Origin of the sequence: Pantoea sp. Morm, assembly GCF_016643525.1 — a bacterium.
Lineage (GTDB): Bacteria > Pseudomonadota > Gammaproteobacteria > Enterobacterales > Enterobacteriaceae > Pantoea > Pantoea dispersa.
The window spans coordinates 70,868-89,329 of the sequence record NZ_VOQX01000002.1 but is presented as its reverse complement, the minus strand read 5'-3'; the positions used below and the strand labels follow the sequence as shown (position 1 = coordinate 89,329).

Here is an 18,462-nt window from a genome sequence, read left to right as displayed (position 1 = left end):
CATGCTCAACTATTTTCTTAAACGCCTGCTCGGGCTGATTCCCACGCTGCTGATTGTCGCAGTGCTGGTGTTCCTGTTCGTACATCTGCTGCCGGGCGACCCGGCGCGCCTGATTGCCGGACCGGAAGCGGATGCCTCAGTGGTGGCGCTGGTGCGTCAGGAGCTGGGACTCGATCAGCCGCTGATTCAGCAGTTCTGGCACTTTATCCTCAATGCTTTGCAGGGTGATTTTGGTCAGTCGATGGTGTCAAAGCGGCCGGTCTCTGCCGAAATTGCCGCGCGCTTTTTTCCTACTCTGTGGCTGACGCTGAGCAGCATGGTGTGGGCGGTGGTGTTTGGCATGGCGATCGGCATCGTTTCGGCGGTATGGCGCAATCGCTGGCCGGACCGCATCGGCATGACGCTGGCGGTTTCCGGCATCTCCTTTCCGGCGTTTGCGCTGGGCATGCTGCTGATGCAGGTCTTTTCGGTCGAGCTCGGCTGGTTGCCAACGGTGGGCGCCGACAGCTGGCAGCACTACATTCTGCCGTCAATTACGCTCGGTGCCGCCGTGGCCGCGGTGATGGCGCGCTTTACCCGCGCTTCGTTCGTTGAGGTGATGCAGGAAGATTATATGCGCACCGCGCGTGCCAAAGGGGTGCGCGAATCGCTGGTGGTGGTCAAACACGGGCTGCGCAATGCCATGATTCCGGTGGTCACCATGATGGGGCTGCAGTTCGGCTTTCTGCTCGGCGGCTCGATTGTGGTGGAAGTGGTGTTTAACTGGCCCGGACTGGGTCGTCTGCTGGTGGATTCGGTGGAGATGCGCGATTACCCGGTGATTCAGGCCGAGGTGCTGCTGTTCTCGCTGGAGTTCATTCTGATTAACCTGATCGTCGATATGCTTTACGCGGCGATCAACCCGGCTATTCGCTACAGGTAAGGAGTCGCAATTGAAGAACTGGCGACGCGAGGCGGCATTGAAATCCCTGCCGCTGATGACGGAAAACCGGGTTCGCACGCCGTGGCGTGAATTCTGGCGGCGCTTTCGCCGTCAGCATGTGGCGCTGCTGGCGGGCGCGTTTGTGTTGCTGCTGATTGTGGTGGCGTTTATCGCCCCGTGGATCGCCCCGTTTGATGCCGAAAACTATTTTGACTACGACCGGCTCAACGAAGGTCCGTCGTGGATGCATCTGTTTGGCGTCGATTCACTTGGACGCGATATCTTCAGCCGGGTGCTGGTCGGGACGCGCATTTCGCTGATCGCCGGCTTCTTCTCGGTGGCGATTGGCACGGTGATCGGCACCGTGCTGGGGCTGCTGGCGGGCTATTATGAAGGCTGGTGGGATCGTATCACCATGCGCATCTGCGACGTGTTGTTTGCGTTTCCCGGCATCCTGCTGGCGATCGCGGTGGTGGCGATAATGGGCAGCGGCATGAGCAACGTGATTGTGGCGGTGGCGATTTTCAGTATTCCGGCATTTGCCCGTCTGGTGCGTGGCAATACGCTGGTGCTGAAACATCAGACCTATATCGAGTCGGCGCGCAGTATTGGTGCCTCCGACTGGACCATTATCATGCGTCACATTTTGCCCGGTACGGTGTCGTCGATTGTGGTCTATTTCACCATGCGTATCGGCACCTCGATCATCACCGCTGCCAGCCTGTCCTTTCTCGGCCTGGGCGCGCAGCCGCCGACGCCGGAGTGGGGCGCGATGCTCAACGAAGCGCGCGCCGATATGGTGATTGCACCGCACGTGGCGATCTTCCCCAGCCTGGCGATTTTTCTCACCGTGCTGGCGTTCAATCTGCTGGGCGACGGCCTGCGCGATGCGCTGGACCCGAAACTGAAGAGCTGATTTTCGAGCTGGCAGGCATGAACCGGAGCCACGGTGCCGCTATTCAGGGGAAATATTTGTCAGTGCAGTATTTGGGTCACCATGAATGGCGACCCTACAAGGTCATTGCGCAACATATTGTCGGCTGCACATTGAGATATGAGGGCATTGCGCGTTTTTTACCGCTCGCACATTAATGTCCAGCGGCATTGCTTGTTGTAGGGTGCGCATTCATGCGCACCGGTATCCTTTTACGCCTCAGCGCATCAAAACGTTTCCCAGTTGTCGTTACCGTGGCTCACCGCCGCGGGCAGGGCGCGGGTCGGGGCGGGCAGCACCGGTTTCACCACCCGCTCGGTTACCGCAGCGGCCGGGCGTGCGCCGGTGTTGAAACGCGCCACCGCCGATGACAATCGGCTGGCCTGCTGCTCCAGCGATGCCGAGGCGCTGGCCGATTCCTGCACCAGCGTGGCGTTCTGCTGCGTCACGCGATCCATCTCATTTACCGCCTGGCCAATCTGGTCGATACCGCGGCTTTGCTCATCGGAAGCCGAGGCAATCTCACCCATAATGTCGGTGACGCGCGTCACCGCGCTGACAATCTCCTGCATGGTATCGCCAGCGCTGCTGACCTGCTGCGAACCGAGATCCACGCGCTGCACGGAGTTTTCAATCAGCAGTTTGATCTCTTTCGCCGCCTGCGCGCTGCGCTGGGCCAGGTTGCGCACTTCGCCCGCTACCACCGCAAAGCCGCGCCCCTGCTCACCGGCACGCGCCGCTTCTACCGCGGCGTTAAGCGCCAGAATGTTGGTCTGGAAAGCGATACCGTCAATGACGCTGGTAATGTCGGCGATTTTCTTCGAGCTGTCCGCAATGTCACGCATGGTTTTCACCACGCCTTCCACCACGTTACCGCCTTTATCGGCGGTGTCCGACGCGGTTTTCGCCAGCTTCGTGGCCTGACGCGCGTTGTCAGCATTCTGCTTCACGGTCGCGGTCAGCTGTTCCATGCTGGCGGCGGTCTCTTCCAGTGAGGCAGCCTGCTGTTCGGTGCGCGCCGAGAGATCGTTATTACCGTTGGCGATGGCACTGGCGCTGCCAAAAATGGCATCCGCGCTGTCGCGCACGTTATTAATGGTACCAAGCAGCGCCTGCTGCATATGATTCAGGCTGGCGGCAATGGCCGCCATTTCACTGCGGCCTGCCACCTGCAGGCTGGCTGACAAATCGCCTTCGGCAAAGCGCTCGATCTGCTGCTGCACCTGCTGCATCGGTGCCAGCAGCACGCGGCGTACCAGCGTCCATACCGCCGCCACCATCAGCACCACCACCAGCGCGATGACGGCAATCATGATCAGCACCTGCTGATAGTTGCTGTCATTTTGCAGGCTGCGCTGATTAATCAGCTGCATGTTTTCATCGCGCCACTGCTGATAAGCCTGTTCCAGTTCATCCTGCGCCTGCTGCGCATCGAGGTTGCCGTAGGCCGCGTAGTTATTGGCTTTCAGAAACACGGCGGACTGCTGCAGCAGCGCGGCAAACGCTTTGAATTTATTGTCGATCAGATCGGCGGTCGACGCACTCTGGCCGTCGATGCGCGGATAGCTTCTATACTGATTGAAGTGCTGCTGCGCCGCTTCCAGCGAGGCACCGGCTGCCAGTAGCAGCTTGTTGATCGCCGCCAGCGACTGCTCGTCGGTCTGATTTTTCAGAATACGGATCGCCACGCGGTTGATGGTGACGCGGGTTTTCACCAGCGTTTGCCAGCCGTCGCCCAGCTCGCGCTGCTGATGAGACAACTGATTGCTGGCGGTGAAATTATGTTGTCCCGCGCGCAGCGAGGAGAAAAAGAGCGAGCCGGATATGGCCTGCATGGCTGTGAATACCACCAGAATAACCACAATGGCGGTCACAATTTTCATCTTGTTGAACATGTGAGCATCTCTTAGCAAATGAGCCGGTAGTTATGTTATCGGTGGAAAAAAGCATCACTAAAGTGCGGCAGCGAAATAATTCACCGCAGTAATGGTTACGGACAGGAGGCCAGGGGATGAAACCCTTCAATTACCAGCAGGATTTTAAACAGCTCGACTTCCGTCAGCATCCGGAGCTGTATCAGGTCGGGCGCGGCGAGCAGGGGGTGCTGATGGTGGAACCTTATAAAAGCGAAATTCTGCCGCACTGGCGCTTTCGCACCGTCGAGCTGGCGCAGCAGTCATCAGAAAAAATCATGCAGCTGTTCGAGGCGTATCGCGCGCAGGATGATTTTGTCGGTATGGATATGGCGCGCAAATTTATTCAGATGGGCTACACCCGCGCGCGCCGCTACAGCAATCATCAGGGCGGACGGAAATACGATGCCGACGGCAAAGAGCTGCCGCGTACGGTAGAAAAAGAAAAGGCCGCTGCGGCGGCCGTGTTCAAAGCGTGCTGGGACCGGCTGCGCGCCGATAACGATTATCTGGCGCGCAAAAAAGCGCACCAGCAAAAGTACGGTTAAACGCGCGAGCCCCACAGGTCGTATTCGTCGGCGTGTTCGACTTTGACCCGCACCACCTCGCCGACCTTCACCTGGCGATCGCCATTCAGGTACACCGCACCGTCGATTTCCGGGGCGTCGGCCATGCTACGGCCGACCGCGCCTTCTTCATCCACTTCATCGATGATCACCAGAATCTCGCGACCGATTTTCTCCTGCAGACGCTCTGCGGAGATCTGCTGCTGCAGCTGCATGAAGCGGTCAAAACGCGCCTGCTTGACGTCGTCCGGAACCTGATCCGGCAGCTGGTTAGCCGTGGCGCCTTCAACCGGGCTGTACTGGAAGCAGCCAACGCGATCGAGGCGCGCTTCACGCAGGAAGTCGAGCAGCATCTGGAAATCTTCTTCGGTTTCGCCCGGGAAACCCACGATGAAGGTGGAACGCAGCGTCAGCTCCGGACAGATTTCACGCCAGCGTTTGATGCGCTCCAGCGTGCGCTCAACCGCGCCCGGACGCTTCATCAGCTTCAGGATACGCGGACTGGCGTGCTGCAGTGGAATATCGAGGTAAGGCAGGATTTTGCCTTCGGCCATCAGCGGGATCACATCATCCACGTGCGGATACGGATAAACGTAGTGCAGACGCACCCAGACGCCGAGTTTCGCCAGCTGCTCACACAGGCTGACCATGCTGGTTTTCACCGGCGAACCGTTCCAGAAACCGGTGCGGTGTTTAACATCGACGCCGTACGCGGAGGTGTCCTGCGAGATCACCAGCAGCTCTTTTACGCCGGCTTCCACCAGACGTTTAGCTTCATCAAGTACCGCGCCAATCGGACGGCTGTCCAGATCGCCACGCATTGACGGAATGATGCAGAAAGTGCAGCGATGGTTACAGCCTTCGGAAATTTTCAGGTAAGCGTAGTGGCGCGGCGTCAGCTTCACGCCCTGTTCCGGCACCAGGCTGAGGAACGGGTTGTGCTCGGGTTTTGGCACGTAAGTGTGCACGTGCGACAGGACCTGCTCGTAGCTGTGCGGGCCGGTGATCTCCAGTACTTTCGGATGCACTTCGCGAATCTGATCCACTTTGGCGCCGAGGCAGCCGGTGACGATCACTTTGCCGTTCTCGTTCAGCGCTTCACCAATCGCTTCCAGTGATTCCTGTACGGCACTGTCAATAAATCCACAGGTGTTAACGATGACGATCTCCGCATCATCGTAGCGTGGCACCACGTCGTAGCCTTCTGTCCGCAGCTCCGTCAGGATGCGTTCAGAGTCGACGAGGTTTTTTGGGCAGCCGAGAGAGACGAAGCCTACACGCGGCGGATTTTTGACATGGCTCATAAGGATAAAAATTCATCATAATTAAGGTGGACAGGAGCGCGATTGTACAGAGGTTGACGGGGAAAATGTATAGGCTGCGTGAGAATCTGATTGGCGGCAAAAATTGATGTTAACGCTATGCTTGCTGAGGGTAACCCACGCTCAATAGCCACTGGGTGGCGGACATCCGGGTTGTGCAAGCGGGTCGATTTTGCTTAAATATCGGGTTGATAATTGTAAGTTATTATCGACATTACAGAATTTTAAAGCGCGCCAGCGGTGAGTTTTTCTCTGCCGGGGCTGAAGTGGATAATGTGAGAGCAGACAAATGCAAGAGATCGTCAAAGGTTTTCTGAATTTTCAACAGAATGTGTTTCCTGAAAGGAAGGATCTTTTCAAGAGTCTGGCGTCCAACCAGAATCCTAAAGCTTTATTCATCTCCTGTTCGGATAGCCGTCTGGTGCCAGAACTGGTGACACAGTCGGAGCCGGGCCAGCTGTTTGTGATCCGTAACGCCGGTAATATCGTCCCACCGTTTGGTCCGGAGCCGGGTGGCGTGTCAGCAACCATCGAGTATGCGGTGGTCGCGCTGGGCGTAACCGAAATTATCATTTGTGGTCACTCCAACTGCGGTGCGATGAACGCGATTGCGTCCAACGCCGATCTCGAGAGCATGCCGGCGGTTGACCACTGGCTGCACTACGCCAATGCGGCAAAAGCGGTGGTGGAAGAGCGCAACTACGAATCGGTTGAGAAACGCCTCAACGAAATGGTGAAAGAGAACGTGATTGCCCAGCTCAACAATATCAAAACGCATCCTTCCGTTTCGGTCGCGCTGCGCAAAGGTAAGCTGCGCCTGCACGGCTGGGTTTATGATATTGAAAGCGGCGGCATTATTGCCCTGACCAAAGGCGGTGAATCCTTCATTTCACTGTCGGAAAACCCGGAAACCTGCTTCGAATAATCCTGCCTGCTATCCGCCCGGCTACTGCGCCGGGCTTAATGTTTTGTAAATCCTGCACATCCTTTCTTACCGGCTGACTACCCTTAACGGCAGACTGTGAAAAGGAGAATCCTATGCGTTTATGGCGTGTTGCGCTGCTGGCTGGCGCGCTCAGCGGTTCCTTTACCGCGCTGGCGGCTGATGTCCAGGTGCAGGTGTTACAGGACAAGCTCGATCATCCGTGGTCGGTGGCGTTTCTGCCCGACCAGCAAACCCTGCTGATTACCGAACGTTCCGGACAGCTGCGCAGCTGGCAGCCGGGCCGGGGGCTATCGCAGCCGATTAGTGGCGTACCCGACGTGTGGGCCAACCGCCAGGGCGGTCTGCTGGATGTGGTGCTGGCGCCGGACTTCGCGCAAAGCCGTCGGGTGTGGCTCAGTTATACCACCGCCGATGACACCGGCCGCGCGGGCGGCGTAGTGGGTTACGGCACGCTCAGCGCAGATCTCCGTCAGCTGCAGGATTTTAAGGTGGTGCTGGAGCAAACGCCGAAACTCTCCGGCGGTGCCAACATCGGCACGCGGCTGGCGTTTGATCGCCAGGGTTATCTGTACATCGCGTTCGGCGATAACTTTGCCAGCCGCAGCGCGCAGCAGCTGGACAAACTGTCGGGCAAGATTGTCCGTCTGACGCAGGACGGCAAGGTGCCGGCGGATAATCCGTTTAACCATCGTCAGGGCGCACGCGCGGAGATCTGGTCTTACGGCGTACGCAACCCGCAGGGGCTGGCGCTCAATCCATGGACGCAGCAGATGTGGGAGAGTGAACACGGCCCGCGCGGCGGCGATGAGGTGAATCTGGCGGCGAAGGGCAAAAATTATGGCTGGCCGCTGGCGACATACGGCATTGATTACAGCGGGCAGAAAGTGCCGGAAGCGCAGGGCAGCGCCGTTGCCGGCACTGAGCAGCCGCTGTTTTACTGGCAGCAATCGCCGGCTATCAGCGGCATGGCGTTTTACAATAGCGCGCGCTTTCCCCAGTGGAAAAACTCGCTGTTTATCGGTGCGCTGAAAGATAAATCTCTGATCCGTCTGCGCGTTAACGGCGAGAAGGTCGAAGAGGCGCAGCGGCTGCTGAGCGACCGTGGCGAACGCATCCGCGATGTCCGTCAGGGGCCGGATGGTTATCTGTATGTGCTGACCGATGAGGCCAATGGCAAGCTGCTGAAAGTCGGGCTGGCGGAGGCCGCCAGCGCCGCGCGCGGTTAATCAGCGCACCCAGTTACACACCTGCCAGCCGCGCTGCTGCGCTTCCTGCTGCAGCAGCGCGTCCGGGTTAATCACCCATGCATGATCGGCATGCGACAGCAGCGGCAGATCGTTCATCGAATCGCTGTACGCCCAGGTGCGCTCAAAGCGTCGATCCTGCTGCAGCGCTCGCCAGTCGCTGAGTCGTGAAACTTTGCCTTCACGGTAAGTGGCGGTGCCGTAAATTTCACCGCTGTAGCGTTCATCGACCACTTCCACGCCAATCGCCAGCGCGCCGTGTACGCCCAGCCGTTCCGCAATCGGCACGGCGAGGTGATCGCCGCTGGCGGTAATAATCATTACCGTGTCGCCACGCTGCTGATGCCACTGAATGCGTTCGCGCGCGGCGGGAAAGACGCGCGGCAGGATATCGCGATGAATAAAGCGCCGCACCCAGCCTGCGACGGTGAGCGTCGCCATGCCGGTGAGCGGTGAGAGCGTAGTGCGCATGTACTCTTCAATCGACAGGCTGCCGGCGTGGTATTGCGCCATCAGCGCCTGCTCCTGACGAATGATCTCTTCCGGTGCAAACCCCTGCGAAACCAGCCAGCGCAGCCAGAGGCTGGTGCTGTCTTCACAAATCAGGGTTTCATCCAGATCGAAAACGGCTAAGTCCATCATGATTCTCCTCGGGCTGACTGGCATCAGGTTAGCGGAATTTTGTGACTGGCTTAACTGTTCTGCGAAAATTCGGAATTTCTCGCAATTTTTCCTCTGCCCTGACGCCCGCGCACTGGCAGCGCAGCGGCCTTAATGCCAGGGTTACTCTAACAAACTCTAAAAAACTTTACGGTTTGGCGGTTTTTTTCACCGGCGTGAACCGTTAGCGTTTGGTAAGACATGTCTTATCTGCACAAATCCGTGATTTTACAAGGACAATTGGGTCACGCTCATGAGAAAAACATCCCTGACTTCATTCTGGCGGCCACTGGCGGCCAGTTCATTATTATTGCTTTTCGTTCCCGTCACCACTCAGGCCGAGCAGGCACCTCCGCCACCGCAGATTGAGGCCAAAGCGTGGATTCTGATGGACTACAGCAGCGGCAAAGTGCTGGCAGAGTCCAATGCCGACCAGCGTCTTGATCCCGCCAGTCTGACCAAAATGATGACCAGCTACGTGGTCGGCCAGGCGCTGAAATCCGGCAAAATCACCAGTAACGACATGGTGACCATCGGCCAGGATGCCTGGGCCACCGGCAATCCGAAACTGCGCGGGTCGTCGCTGATGTTCCTCAAGCCGGGCGATCGCATCCCGGTCTCGGAACTGAATAAGGGCGTGGTGATCCAGTCGGGGAATGATGCCTGTATTGCGCTGGCGGACTATGTCGCCGGCAGTCAGGATGCCTTTATTGGCCTGATGAACAATTACGTTAAAGCCTTTGGCCTGCAAAACACCCACTTCATGACGGTGCACGGTCTGGACGCCGAAGGCCAGTACAGCACCGCACGCGACATGGCGATCATCGGCCAGCGCCTGATTGGTGATGTGCCGGAAGAGTATGCGCTGAACAGCGAAAAAGAATTTACCTTTAATAATATCAAACAGATGAACCGCAACCGGCTGCTGTGGAGCAGCAACCTCAAGGTTGACGGCATCAAAACCGGGCATACCTCGGGGGCGGGCAACAATCTGGTGGCTTCAGCGGTGGACGGCGATATGCGTCTGATTTCGGTGGTACTGGGCGCGCAGACCGATGCAATCCGCTTCCGCGAGAGTGAGAAGCTGCTGACGTGGGGCTTCCGTTTCTATGAAACCGTTACGCCGATTAAAGCGGATAAACCGTTTGCCCAGCAGCGCGTGTGGTTTGGCGAAAACAGCCAGGTCAGCCTCGGCGTGGCGAAGGATGCGGCGATCACTATCCCGAAAGGGCAGATGAAAAATCTCAAGGCCAGCTTTACCCTCAACACACCGCAGCTGGAAGCGCCGCTGAAAAAGAATCAGGTAGTGGGTACTATCGATTTCCAGCTGGATGGCAAAACCATTGAACAGCGTCCGCTGGTGGCGATGGAGGATGTACCGGAAGCCGGCTTTATTGGCCGTATCTGGGATTTCATTATGATGAAATTCAACGGCTGGTTCGGTAAGTGGTTCAGTTAATCTCAGGGCGGCGGGTCAGCCCGTGGCTAACCCGCCTGCCGGCGCAGTTTATCCGCGCACCCAGCCTTTTTTAATCGGCATCGCGAACAGGGCGCGGTAGAGTTGATGCGTCAGCGCCAGCATGCGCTGACCGTACAGCTGCCACGCCAGATGCGAAGCCAGACAGCCAAGCAACCCCACCAGAAAACCGCCCAGCATATCCAGCGGCCAGTGCACGCCGAGATACACGCGTGACCAGGCAATGGCGCTGCCAATCGCCAGCAAAACCACCCCGGACCACAGACGGTGCCAGAAAATAAACGCCAGCGCGAAGGTAAAAATCGTGGTGCCGTGATCGCTGGGATAGGAGTCATCAGCGGCGTGTGACAGGAACTGATGACCGAAGCCAATGGCGAACGGGCGCGGGTGTGGCAGCAGCTGGCCCACGCACCAGGAGATGCTCAGCGCATAAATCAGCGCCATGCCGGTTTTCAGCACCAGCGCGCGCTGCGACTGCAGCTGATCGCGCGGTCCCCACAGCCACAGGGCGACAATCAGCAACGGTACAATAGCAATCACATCTTTGGCGATAAAGGTCGCCAGGCTGAGCAGCCACGCGGGTGAATCCGGCGTGGCGTTAATCCATAAAAAGAGGGTGTGGTTAAGAGCTTCCATCACGTTTCCTCGTCCTCGTCTTGTTTATCCAAAAAGAAATTGCGGCAAAAATCAGCAGCTGGCTGAGCCACACCCACCAGCCCGCCCACAAATTGTGGGAGAAAAAGTGCGCACCACGCATCACCTGGCCATAGCCCATTAGCAGGCCACAGGCGATTCCTACTGCCAGCGCCAGCAGCGCGCGGCGTGGACGCTCCGGCCACCACAAAAAAAACAGCGCCATCAGCGCAAAGCCGCTGGAAGCATGGCCGCCCGGAAAGCACTGGCCGGGGCCACTGTTGGCCGGTACCGCCGCCAGCAGCGGAAAGCTCGCGGCATTGCCGCCGAACAGCGTCAGATCCCACGGACAGGAGTGCGCGCTGTGCGCCTTCAGCATGCCCACCACCAGCGGCCCCATGCCAAACAGCAGGGCCACCAGCACGCGCCGGGCGTCACGCTGTTGCAGGCCGCGCAGTAACAGCAGTACCGCGCCAGTGATAATCACATCCTTCATCAGCCGATGGTTAATCAGATCCAGCCAGCGGTTGTGCTGCCACGGAAAACGCCGGGTGAGCGGATCAAACCAGCGCTGGCTGATGGCGATGTCGAGGCTTTCGTGGCGCGACCACCACAGAAACGCCAGCGCCAGAATTGCCAGCAAAATAAGGTTGATAGCGTAGAAGCGCGCGGACAGAGAATAAATAGCCGCGCTCCGAATCTCACTGCGGGTTGTTGGAGTGTTTAACTTTGATGAAAGTTGCATGAATATTTGCAAATAGCGAAACCAGAGTCACAGGGTGGCAAATCACGCTTAGGGAAACCTTAAGGGCGCGCGCGGCAGGCATAAAAAAACCCGCTAGCAGAAGGCTAACGGGCTCCTCAATTTGGGGATTTCAAAGAAAAGCAGTGGCACTTATTCAGACTGCATCGCGTCCGATTAGTTCTGACGCGTGTAAAAATATTTTTAAACAGGCAAAAGCGGCCAGATGATGACGATCAGCGTCCCCGCCAGCGTCAGCAAGACGTTGGCAATGGCGTAGGTGCCGGCATAGCCGAGCGCCGGAATGCTGCTGCGCGCGGTATCGCTGATGATCTCCATGGCCGGTGCGCAGGTGCGCGCGCCCATGATGGCACCAAACAGCAGCGCGCGGTTCATGCGCAGCACATAAGCGCCGAACAGATAGCAAATCACCACCGGTAACAGACTCACCAGCAGGCCGCTCAGCAGCATCAGCGCGCCCGCACTGCCGAGACCGTGCTGCAGCCCGCTGCCGGCGCTCAGACCAACCCCGGCCATAAACACCATCAGGCCAAACTCTTTCACCATGGTCAGTGCGCCCTGCGGGATGTAGCCGAACGTCGGGTGGTTGGCGCGCAGGAAGCCGAGCATGATGCCGGCAAACAGCAGCCCGGCGGCGTTGCCCAGGCCAAAGCTGAAGTTACTGAACTGGAAGGTGATCATGCCGATCATCAGGCCGATGATAAAGAAGGCGCAGAACGCCAGCAGATCGGTCATCTGGCTGTGAATAGCAATGAAGCCGATGCGATCGGCCAGGCTTTTCACCCGGCGCGCTTCGCCGCTCACCTGCAGCACATCACCTTTGTTAAGCATAATGCTGTCGTCGATCGGCATCTCAATCTGGCTGCGAATTACCCGGTTAAGGAAGCAGCCGTGATCGGTCAGTTTTAAATGGCTCAGGCGTTTATTCACCGCGTTGTGGTTTTTCACCACGATCTCTTCGGTGACGATGCGCATGTCGAGCAGATCGCGATCGAACACCTCTTTACCATTACGGAAACTGGCGTCGAGACGCGCATGCGCATCCGGATAGCCCACCAGGGAAATCTCGTCGCCGAGCTGCAGCACGGCATCACCGTCCGGGCTGGCGAGAATGCCGTTACGCCGCAGGCGCTCAATGTAGCAGCCGGTCTGACGGTGAATCCCCAGCTCGCGCAGGTTTTTGCCGCCGCTCCACTCAACCAGCTCCGGACCAACGCGATAAGCACGAATTACCGGCAGGAACACTTTACGCTGGCTGTCCGCATCCAGACCGCGCTCGCGCGCGATTTGCTGGGCGCAGGTCGGCAAATCCTGATGCTGCAGGCGCGGCAGGTAGCGTGCGCCGAAAATCAGGCTGACCAGCCCAATCAGATAGGTGAGGGCGTAACCCAGGCTGAGGTTATCCTGCATGCGACCCAGCAGCTGCGTGTCGCTGATGCTTTGCCGCAGCGTATCGCCTGCGCCCACCAGCACCGGCGTTGAGGTCATCGAGCCGGCCAGCATGCCGGCGGTGAGGCCGATATCCCAGCCAAACAGTTTGCCGAGCGTCAGCGCAATCAGCAGAGCGCTGACCACCATGACGATTGCCAGAAAGAAATAGTTCTTACCGTCGCGGAAAAAGATGGAGAAAAAGTTGGGACCGGCTTCCACCCCGACACAAAAAATAAACAGCATAAAGCCCAGACTTAAGGCGTCAGTATTTATCGCGAAGTGTTGCTGACCCAGAATCAGCGAAACCACCAGCACACCAATAGAATTACCGAGTTGTACGGAGCCAAGGCGTAATTTACCCAGGCACAGGCCGAGGGCTAATACGACAAATAATAACAGAACGTCATTTCCGCTTAACAATTCTGCGACGTTAATATTCACGGTTTAACTTCTTATTTACCTGTAACGGGTTGATGGGAGGGGATTTTTTCGCTATCTTGTGACGGCAGCGCACGGCCCGGTCACCGAATGTTCTTAATCTGTGACCCACATAAAGCGGCGCCATTCTAATCATAATTAACACCCTCAGCTATCAGCAGTTTTCATTCCTTCTGCCTTCAGCTGTTTCTTTTTATTTCCACGTAAGCGCATCAGGGCAGTTAAAAGTTTCAAAATTGTTAACGTCAAAGTTGAGGAGAGGTATGTTGCAGCGCAATAATCGCTGGCCAGCATCGGTTCTGGGCGTGATGCTTTATACGCTGGTGTTTATTTTTGCACATCATTTTTGGTCCGCCGCCGCGACGCAGGCGGTGCGTGGACAGCCGGAACTGCTGCTGTTTCTGCTGCCGGGCATCGTGATGGCGCTGCTGCAGCCGGACAGTCCGCTGATCGGCACCCTGTGGATCGCGCTGGGCGGGACGCTGCTGGGCATGATGTGGGTGTGGCTGGTGATGCCGATGACGCACAGCTTGCTGCTGGTGACGGCGTGGAGCCTGAGTGCTCTATTCTGGGCGGGGTGCGGTGCGCTGCTGGTGCGCCTGTTGCGCATTATGCTGGCGATGCGCACCAGTTGAGTGAAGCGAAGGCGGGCCCGCAGGCCCGTCAGGTCAGGCTTCGATGCCGAGGTTTTCTTTGGTCCACGCCGCAAATTCGGTGTAACCACCGATGTGCTGGTCGTCGAGGAAGATCTGCGGCACGGTAGAAACCGGTTTGCCGGCACGCGCTTCCAGGTCGGCTTTAGTGATGCCGGTCGCCTGGATATCGACGTACTGATAATTAAAATCGTCGCGCTCGCTGGTTAACTTCGTGGCTAACTCTTTTGCTCGTACGCAGTAAGGGCAGCTGGAACGGCCAAAAATCACTGCAATCATTGCTTCTCTCCTTCCGCTGCTGTTTTGTGACTTGTCTCACATCACAGCGTGAATAATGCGTCACATCATGCCCGCCCATCCTGCTTAAGAAAAGCAGAAATTGCCTGTTACTCTAATGCGCGCTGTCTATACCCGGTCACAATGCCGTACTACAGTATTCGGGTATCACCTGCAGCAGAAACAGATGAACACTGAGGAGCCCTGAACCATGCGTAATCTGGCGACGTTGCCTAAACCCGTGCTACTGCTGGAAGCGCTGGGCGTGCTGGCAGTGATTGGCGCGCTGCTGCTGGTCAACGACTGGCTGGCGGCGCCGGCATTCATGGCGAAAAAACCGCTGGCAACGCTGCTGTTTTTCCTCGGCATTGCGCTGATGCTGCCGGCAGCGTGGCTGATGATGTGGCGCACCGCAAAGGCGATGGCACCGCAGTTGTTCAATCACACCGACAAAAAGAAGTAACCGGAGAGGATTATGACGCCGACTATTGATTTGCTTTGCAGCCACCGTTCCATTCGCGCCTTTACTGAGCAGGGGATTGATGACGCCCAGCGCAGCGCGATTATCGCTGCGGCGCAGGCGGCCTCGACCTCCAGTTTTTTACAATGTTCCTCCATTGTGCGTATCACCGACCGCGCCCTGCGCGAGCAGCTGGTGCAGCTCACAGGCGGCCAGCCATGGGTCAGCGCCGCAGCGGAGTTTTGGGTGTTCTGCGCCGACTTCAACCGCCACCAGCAAATCTGCCCTGAGGCTCAGCTGGGCCGAGCCGAACAGCTGCTGCTGGGTTGTGTCGATACCGCGCTGATGGCGCAGAACGCCATGGTCGCTGCGGAATCGCTCGGTTTAGGCGGCGTGTTTATTGGCGGCATTCGCAACAGCATCGCGCAGGTGACGGAGCTGCTGGGGCTGCCGAAGTTTGTGCTGCCGCTGTTTGGCTTCTGCATCGGCCATCCCGACGCGTCACCGGACGTCAAGCCGCGCATGCCGCAGGCGATGCTGGTGCATGAAAACCGCTACCAGCCGCTGGATAAAGCAGTGCTGGCGCAATATGACCAGCAGATCACCGCTTACTATCAGCAGCGCGACAGCAATCAGCGCTCGGAAACCTGGAGCGAACTGATTCAGCGTTTGATCATTAAAGAAACGCGACCGTTCATGCTGGACTACCTGCATCAGCAGGGCTGGGCAACGCGCTAAGTACAGGGACTGCTGCAATGAAGATGGCCATTCTCACCCGTGACGGCGCGCTCTATTCCTGTAAACGCCTGCGTGAAGCCGCGGAAGCGCGTGGCCATCAGGTGCAGATGATCGATCCGCTCTCCTGCTACATGAATATCAACTCCGACTCGCCGGCGGTGCACTATCGCGGTGAGGCGCTCGGCCATTTTGACGCGGTGATCCCGCGCATTGGCACCGCCACCACCTTTTACGGTACGGCGGTGCTGCGCCAGTTTGAGATGCTCGGCAGCTATCCGCTCAACGAGTCGGTGGCCATTACCCGTGCACGCGACAAGCTGCGCTCGCTGCAGTTGCTGGCGCGCGAGGGCATCGACATGCCGGTTACCGGCTTTGCCTCGTCGCCGGATGATACGCAGGATGTTATCGCCATGGTCGGCGGCGCGCCGCTGGTGGTGAAACTGGTGGAGGGGACGCAGGGGATCGGCGTGGTGCTGGCGGAAACCCGCCAGGCGGCAGAGAGCGTGATCGATGCGTTTCGCGGTCTCAATGCGCATATTCTGGTGCAGGAGTTCATTAAAGAGGCGCGCGGGCGCGACATCCGCTGCCTGGTGATTGGCGACGAAGTGGTGGCGGCGATTGAGCGGGAAGCGAAAGAGGGCGATTTCCGCTCTAATTTGCACCGCGGCGGCAGCGCCCGCGCCGTCACCATTACCGATCAGGAGCGCGAGATCGCGGTCAAAGCGGCCACGACGCTGGGATTAGCCGTGGCGGGCGTGGATATTCTGCGCGCCAACCGGGGTCCGCTGGTGATGGAGGTCAATGCTTCTCCAGGGCTGGAGGGCATCGAAGGCAGCACCGGTTTAGACATTGCCGCCATGATGATCCGCTGGATAGAGCAGCACGCCTGTCCCGGTTATCGTCCGAAAACCGGGGGCTGAACCGCGCTTTTGCGCGGTTTTCGTGGCATCTGCGACTATTTTTCCGTAAGCTAAGGCGCTTATTTATTCACCCCACAGGATACAACGATGGATTCACTGGTCGTTCCTGACATCGACATGCTGCGTCGCTGGCTGGATCAACAAAATATCACCTGGTTCGAATGCGACGCCTGTCAGGCTTTGCATCTGCCGCATATGCAGAATTTTGACGGGGTGTTTGACGCGAAAATCGACCTGGTGGATAACGTTATCCTCTTCTCGGCGCTGGCAGAAGTAAAGCCCACCGCGCTGATCCCGCTGGTTGGTGAACTGTCGCAAATCAATGCCAGTTCGCTCACGGTGAAAGCCTTTATCGATATACAGGATGACAACCTGCCGAAGCTGATTGTCTGCCAGTCAATCAGCGTAAGCGCCGGCATCACCTTTGGTCAGTTCACCCACTTCATGAAGCAGAGCGAAGAGGGGATTTCGATGGTGATCATGGAAGCGTTCGCCAATCATCTGCTGATGATGGGCGAAGACGAGGAGCGTCCGCCGAGTGTCAGCAGCCACAGCATGCTGCACTGATTTTTTCCCTCCTGCTAACTGCCGCTTTTTGCGGCAGTTTTCATTTCAGGCCCACCACTTTTTATTCTGCATTTTGCCCTTTATTGCCAGATATTAGTCGTGCTTTATGCCGCTAGTGCCAGAGTGCATAGCAGAAACATGCATAACTTATCGCAAAAAGGCGTTTTTTAAGCTGGGATCTGGCACGCAGGAATCAGGGGGGCTATTCTTGCGGGGCTGTCTGATACGTGCAACTACGGCGCAGCTATAGGTTTTTGCTATTAAACTCCCGCTGAATATTGATTCATTGTGTGGCTGTAATTTAACAGACAACGCAACGACCGGATCGCGTGTATGCAGCGTTGTGATGACCCGCTCAGGAGGAAGAAAAACATGATCAACCAGTCAAAAAAATGGTTGCCAGGTGTGGTTGCAGGTGTGCTGATGGCTGCGGCCGTGGGCGCTCAGGCAGAGGATAAAACGCTGCACGTTTATAACTGGTCCGATTATATTTCGGCCGACACCGTGCCCAATTTTGAAAAGCAGACCGGCATCAAAGTGGTCTACGACGTGTTTGACTCCAACGAAGTGCTGGAAGGCAAACTGATGGCTGGCAGTACCGGCTATGACGTGGTGGTACCGTCGTCGAGCTTCCTCGCACGTCAGCTGCAGTCTGGTGTGTTCCAGGAGCTGGATAAGAGCAAGCTGCCTAACTATAAAAATCTCGATCCCGATCTGATGGCGAAAGTGGCCCAGCACGATCCGGGTAACAAATACGCCATTCCTTACCTGTGGGGCACCACCGGTATTGGCTATAACATCGATAAAGTCAAAGCGGCACTGGGCGCCGATGCGCCGGTGAACAGCTGGGATCTGGTGCTGAAGCCGGAAAACCTGGAAAAACTGAAGAGCTGCGGCGTTTCGTTCCTCGATGCGCCAGAAGAGATTTTTGCCACCGTGCTGAACTACCTCGGCAAAGATCCGAACAGCTCTGACGCGAAAGATTACACCGGTGCGGCGACCGACCTGCTGCTGAAGCTGCGGCCGAATATCCGCTACTTCCACTCTTCGCAGTACATCAATGACCTCGCCAACGGCAACATTTGCGTTGCCATCGGCTGGTCTGGCGATATTCTGCAGGCGAAAGATCGCGCGGTGAAAGCCAACAACGGTGTCCATCTCGGTTACAGCGTACCGAAAGAGGGCGCGCTGGCATTCTTCGACATGATGGCCATTCCAAAAGACGCGAAAAATCTGGATGCGGCTTATCAGTGGCTGAACTACATCATGGATCCGAAAGTGATTGCCGACGTCTCCAACAAGATGAACTACGCCAACGGCAACAAAGCGTCGCTGCCGCTGATCAATGCGGATGTGCGCAACAATCCGGGTATCTTCCCGACGCCGGAAGCGATGGCCAAACTGTTTGTGCTCAAGGTCCAGGATCCGAAACTGGATCGTGCGCGTACCCGTGCATGGACTAAAGTAAAAAGTGGTAAGTAATTCGTTCTGAACGAATTCCCTTATCGGTAAACGACAACAGAGGCGCGGTGCTGGCCTCTGTTGTGTCATTTAGCGGCTGGCTGTGCCGCGCTATCCCGCTTAGCGCCGGAGACATGT

General features: G+C 57.4%; 19 protein-coding genes. 12 read left to right on the top strand and 7 right to left on the bottom strand.

The window, feature by feature from the left end; translation table 11 throughout:
- Position 1: 1 nt before the first annotated feature.
- Together gsiC and gsiD are read left to right on the top strand one after the other, a co-directional pair.
- The gene (gene gsiC / locus FT726_RS01225) at positions 2-922 is read left to right on the top strand and encodes a glutathione ABC transporter permease GsiC (protein WP_021508400.1); all 921 of its coding nucleotides are present in this window, start codon (positions 2-4) and stop codon (positions 920-922) included.
- A gap of 10 nt (positions 923-932) precedes the next feature.
- Complete coding sequence (gene gsiD / locus FT726_RS01220; protein WP_058757796.1) at positions 933-1,838, top strand: glutathione ABC transporter permease GsiD; 906 nt, start codon at positions 933-935, stop codon at positions 1,836-1,838.
- Between the two features lie 245 nt (positions 1,839-2,083).
- On the opposite strand, the gene FT726_RS01215 is transcribed toward gsiD, so the two are convergent.
- Positions 2,084-3,751, bottom strand: coding sequence for a methyl-accepting chemotaxis protein (locus FT726_RS01215; RefSeq protein WP_346302325.1), 1,668 nt, complete (start codon positions 3,749-3,751; stop codon positions 2,084-2,086).
- Positions 3,752-3,867: 116 nt separating this feature from the next.
- Between FT726_RS01215 and FT726_RS01210 the strand changes: the two genes are divergently transcribed.
- Positions 3,868-4,317 carry a DUF4385 domain-containing protein gene (locus FT726_RS01210; RefSeq protein ID WP_058775349.1) on the top strand — a complete coding sequence of 150 codons (450 nt, stop codon included), beginning with the start codon at positions 3,868-3,870 and terminating at the stop codon, positions 4,315-4,317.
- On the opposite strand, the gene rimO is transcribed toward FT726_RS01210, so the two are convergent.
- The gene (gene rimO, locus FT726_RS01205) at positions 4,314-5,639 is read right to left on the bottom strand and encodes a 30S ribosomal protein S12 methylthiotransferase RimO (RefSeq protein WP_104187018.1); all 1,326 of its coding nucleotides are present in this window, start codon (positions 5,637-5,639) and stop codon (positions 4,314-4,316) included. The genes FT726_RS01210 and rimO overlap by 4 nt on opposite strands.
- A 307-nt stretch (positions 5,640-5,946) precedes the next feature.
- Between rimO and FT726_RS01200 the strand changes: the two genes are divergently transcribed.
- Positions 5,947-6,582 carry a carbonic anhydrase gene (locus FT726_RS01200; RefSeq protein ID WP_021508393.1) on the top strand — a complete coding sequence of 212 codons (636 nt, stop codon included), beginning with the start codon at positions 5,947-5,949 and terminating at the stop codon, positions 6,580-6,582.
- A 113-nt stretch (positions 6,583-6,695) separates the two neighbouring features.
- Complete coding sequence (locus FT726_RS01195) at positions 6,696-7,829, top strand: PQQ-dependent sugar dehydrogenase (RefSeq protein ID WP_288422734.1); 1,134 nt, start codon at positions 6,696-6,698, stop codon at positions 7,827-7,829.
- On the opposite strand, the gene FT726_RS01190 is transcribed toward FT726_RS01195, so the two are convergent.
- Positions 7,830-8,486, bottom strand: coding sequence for an HAD family phosphatase (locus tag FT726_RS01190; RefSeq protein ID WP_021508391.1), 657 nt, complete (start codon positions 8,484-8,486; stop codon positions 7,830-7,832).
- Positions 8,487-8,760: 274 nt separating this feature from the next.
- On the opposite strand from FT726_RS01190, the gene FT726_RS01185 reads away from it, so the two are divergent.
- The gene (locus tag FT726_RS01185; RefSeq protein ID WP_346302324.1) at positions 8,761-9,966 is read left to right on the top strand and encodes a serine hydrolase; all 1,206 of its coding nucleotides are present in this window, start codon (positions 8,761-8,763) and stop codon (positions 9,964-9,966) included.
- A 48-nt stretch (positions 9,967-10,014) separates the two neighbouring features.
- Here the strand turns inward: FT726_RS01185 and ybjG are convergent, their stop codons facing one another.
- From ybjG to FT726_RS01170, 3 genes are all read right to left on the bottom strand, one after another.
- Positions 10,015-10,620 carry an undecaprenyl-diphosphate phosphatase gene (gene ybjG, locus FT726_RS01180; protein ID WP_021508389.1) on the bottom strand — a complete coding sequence of 202 codons (606 nt, stop codon included), beginning with the start codon at positions 10,618-10,620 and terminating at the stop codon, positions 10,015-10,017.
- Positions 10,607-11,362: a phosphatase PAP2 family protein gene (locus FT726_RS01175; protein ID WP_288422732.1), complete on the bottom strand. Its 756-nt coding sequence runs from the start codon at positions 11,360-11,362 to the stop codon at positions 10,607-10,609. Before FT726_RS01175 ends, ybjG begins: the two co-directional genes overlap by 14 nt.
- Positions 11,363-11,563: 201 nt before the next feature.
- On the bottom strand, positions 11,564-13,252 hold the full coding sequence (locus FT726_RS01170; protein WP_021508387.1) for an aspartate:alanine antiporter: 1,689 nt from the start codon (positions 13,250-13,252) through the stop codon (positions 11,564-11,566).
- Positions 13,253-13,512: 260 nt separating this feature from the next.
- On the opposite strand from FT726_RS01170, the gene ybjM reads away from it, so the two are divergent.
- Entirely contained in the window at positions 13,513-13,884 is a 372-nt protein-coding gene (gene ybjM, locus FT726_RS01165; protein ID WP_021508386.1) for an inner membrane protein YbjM, read from the top strand.
- Positions 13,885-13,917: 33 nt separating this feature from the next.
- Here the strand turns inward: ybjM and FT726_RS01160 are convergent, their stop codons facing one another.
- Positions 13,918-14,181 carry a GrxA family glutaredoxin gene (locus FT726_RS01160; RefSeq protein ID WP_010618314.1) on the bottom strand — a complete coding sequence of 88 codons (264 nt, stop codon included), beginning with the start codon at positions 14,179-14,181 and terminating at the stop codon, positions 13,918-13,920.
- 208 nt (positions 14,182-14,389) lie between these two features.
- Here FT726_RS01160 and FT726_RS01155 point away from each other — a divergent pair, with 208 nt between their 5' ends.
- The 5 genes from FT726_RS01155 to potF all read left to right on the top strand — a co-directional run bounded on the left by FT726_RS01155 (position 14,390) and on the right by potF (position 18,345).
- Positions 14,390-14,641: a DUF1418 family protein gene (locus FT726_RS01155; protein WP_059008991.1), complete on the top strand. Its 252-nt coding sequence runs from the start codon at positions 14,390-14,392 to the stop codon at positions 14,639-14,641.
- Positions 14,642-14,653: 12 nt separating this feature from the next.
- A complete protein-coding gene (nfsA, locus tag FT726_RS01150) occupies positions 14,654-15,376 on the top strand; it encodes an oxygen-insensitive NADPH nitroreductase (RefSeq protein ID WP_058757789.1) in 723 nt (240 codons plus the stop codon).
- Between the two features lie 17 nt (positions 15,377-15,393).
- Complete coding sequence (gene rimK, locus FT726_RS01145) at positions 15,394-16,296, top strand: 30S ribosomal protein S6--L-glutamate ligase (RefSeq protein ID WP_021508383.1); 903 nt, start codon at positions 15,394-15,396, stop codon at positions 16,294-16,296.
- Between the two features lie 87 nt (positions 16,297-16,383).
- Complete coding sequence (locus FT726_RS01140; protein ID WP_021508382.1) at positions 16,384-16,863, top strand: YbjN domain-containing protein; 480 nt, start codon at positions 16,384-16,386, stop codon at positions 16,861-16,863.
- A 372-nt stretch (positions 16,864-17,235) separates the two neighbouring features.
- A complete protein-coding gene (potF, locus tag FT726_RS01135) occupies positions 17,236-18,345 on the top strand; it encodes a spermidine/putrescine ABC transporter substrate-binding protein PotF (protein ID WP_021508381.1) in 1,110 nt (369 codons plus the stop codon).
- The last annotated feature ends 117 nt before the right edge of the window (positions 18,346-18,462 follow it).

Excerpts from the sequence above, each read along its gene's own strand:
- gsiC (WP_021508400.1), top strand. The coding sequence starts at position 2 with ATGCTCAACTATTTTCTTAAACGCCTGCTCGGGCTGATTCCCACGCTG.
- FT726_RS01215 (WP_346302325.1), bottom strand. The coding sequence starts at position 3,751 with ATGTTCAACAAGATGAAAATTGTGACCGCCATTGTGGTTATTCTGGTG.
- FT726_RS01210 (WP_058775349.1), top strand. The coding sequence starts at position 3,868 with ATGAAACCCTTCAATTACCAGCAGGATTTTAAACAGCTCGACTTCCGT.
- rimO (WP_104187018.1), bottom strand. The coding sequence starts at position 5,639 with ATGAGCCATGTCAAAAATCCGCCGCGTGTAGGCTTCGTCTCTCTCGGC.
- FT726_RS01200 (WP_021508393.1), top strand. The coding sequence starts at position 5,947 with ATGCAAGAGATCGTCAAAGGTTTTCTGAATTTTCAACAGAATGTGTTT.
- FT726_RS01195 (WP_288422734.1), top strand. The coding sequence starts at position 6,696 with ATGCGTTTATGGCGTGTTGCGCTGCTGGCTGGCGCGCTCAGCGGTTCC.
- FT726_RS01190 (WP_021508391.1), bottom strand. The coding sequence starts at position 8,486 with ATGGACTTAGCCGTTTTCGATCTGGATGAAACCCTGATTTGTGAAGAC.
- FT726_RS01185 (WP_346302324.1), top strand. The coding sequence starts at position 8,761 with ATGAGAAAAACATCCCTGACTTCATTCTGGCGGCCACTGGCGGCCAGT.
- ybjG (WP_021508389.1), bottom strand. The coding sequence starts at position 10,620 with ATGGAAGCTCTTAACCACACCCTCTTTTTATGGATTAACGCCACGCCG.
- FT726_RS01175 (WP_288422732.1), bottom strand. The coding sequence starts at position 11,362 with ATGCAACTTTCATCAAAGTTAAACACTCCAACAACCCGCAGTGAGATT.
- ybjM (WP_021508386.1), top strand. The coding sequence starts at position 13,513 with ATGTTGCAGCGCAATAATCGCTGGCCAGCATCGGTTCTGGGCGTGATG.
- FT726_RS01160 (WP_010618314.1), bottom strand. The coding sequence starts at position 14,181 with ATGATTGCAGTGATTTTTGGCCGTTCCAGCTGCCCTTACTGCGTACGA.
- FT726_RS01155 (WP_059008991.1), top strand. The coding sequence starts at position 14,390 with ATGCGTAATCTGGCGACGTTGCCTAAACCCGTGCTACTGCTGGAAGCG.
- nfsA (WP_058757789.1), top strand. The coding sequence starts at position 14,654 with ATGACGCCGACTATTGATTTGCTTTGCAGCCACCGTTCCATTCGCGCC.
- rimK (WP_021508383.1), top strand. The coding sequence starts at position 15,394 with ATGAAGATGGCCATTCTCACCCGTGACGGCGCGCTCTATTCCTGTAAA.
- FT726_RS01140 (WP_021508382.1), top strand. The coding sequence starts at position 16,384 with ATGGATTCACTGGTCGTTCCTGACATCGACATGCTGCGTCGCTGGCTG.
- potF (WP_021508381.1), top strand. The coding sequence starts at position 17,236 with ATGATCAACCAGTCAAAAAAATGGTTGCCAGGTGTGGTTGCAGGTGTG.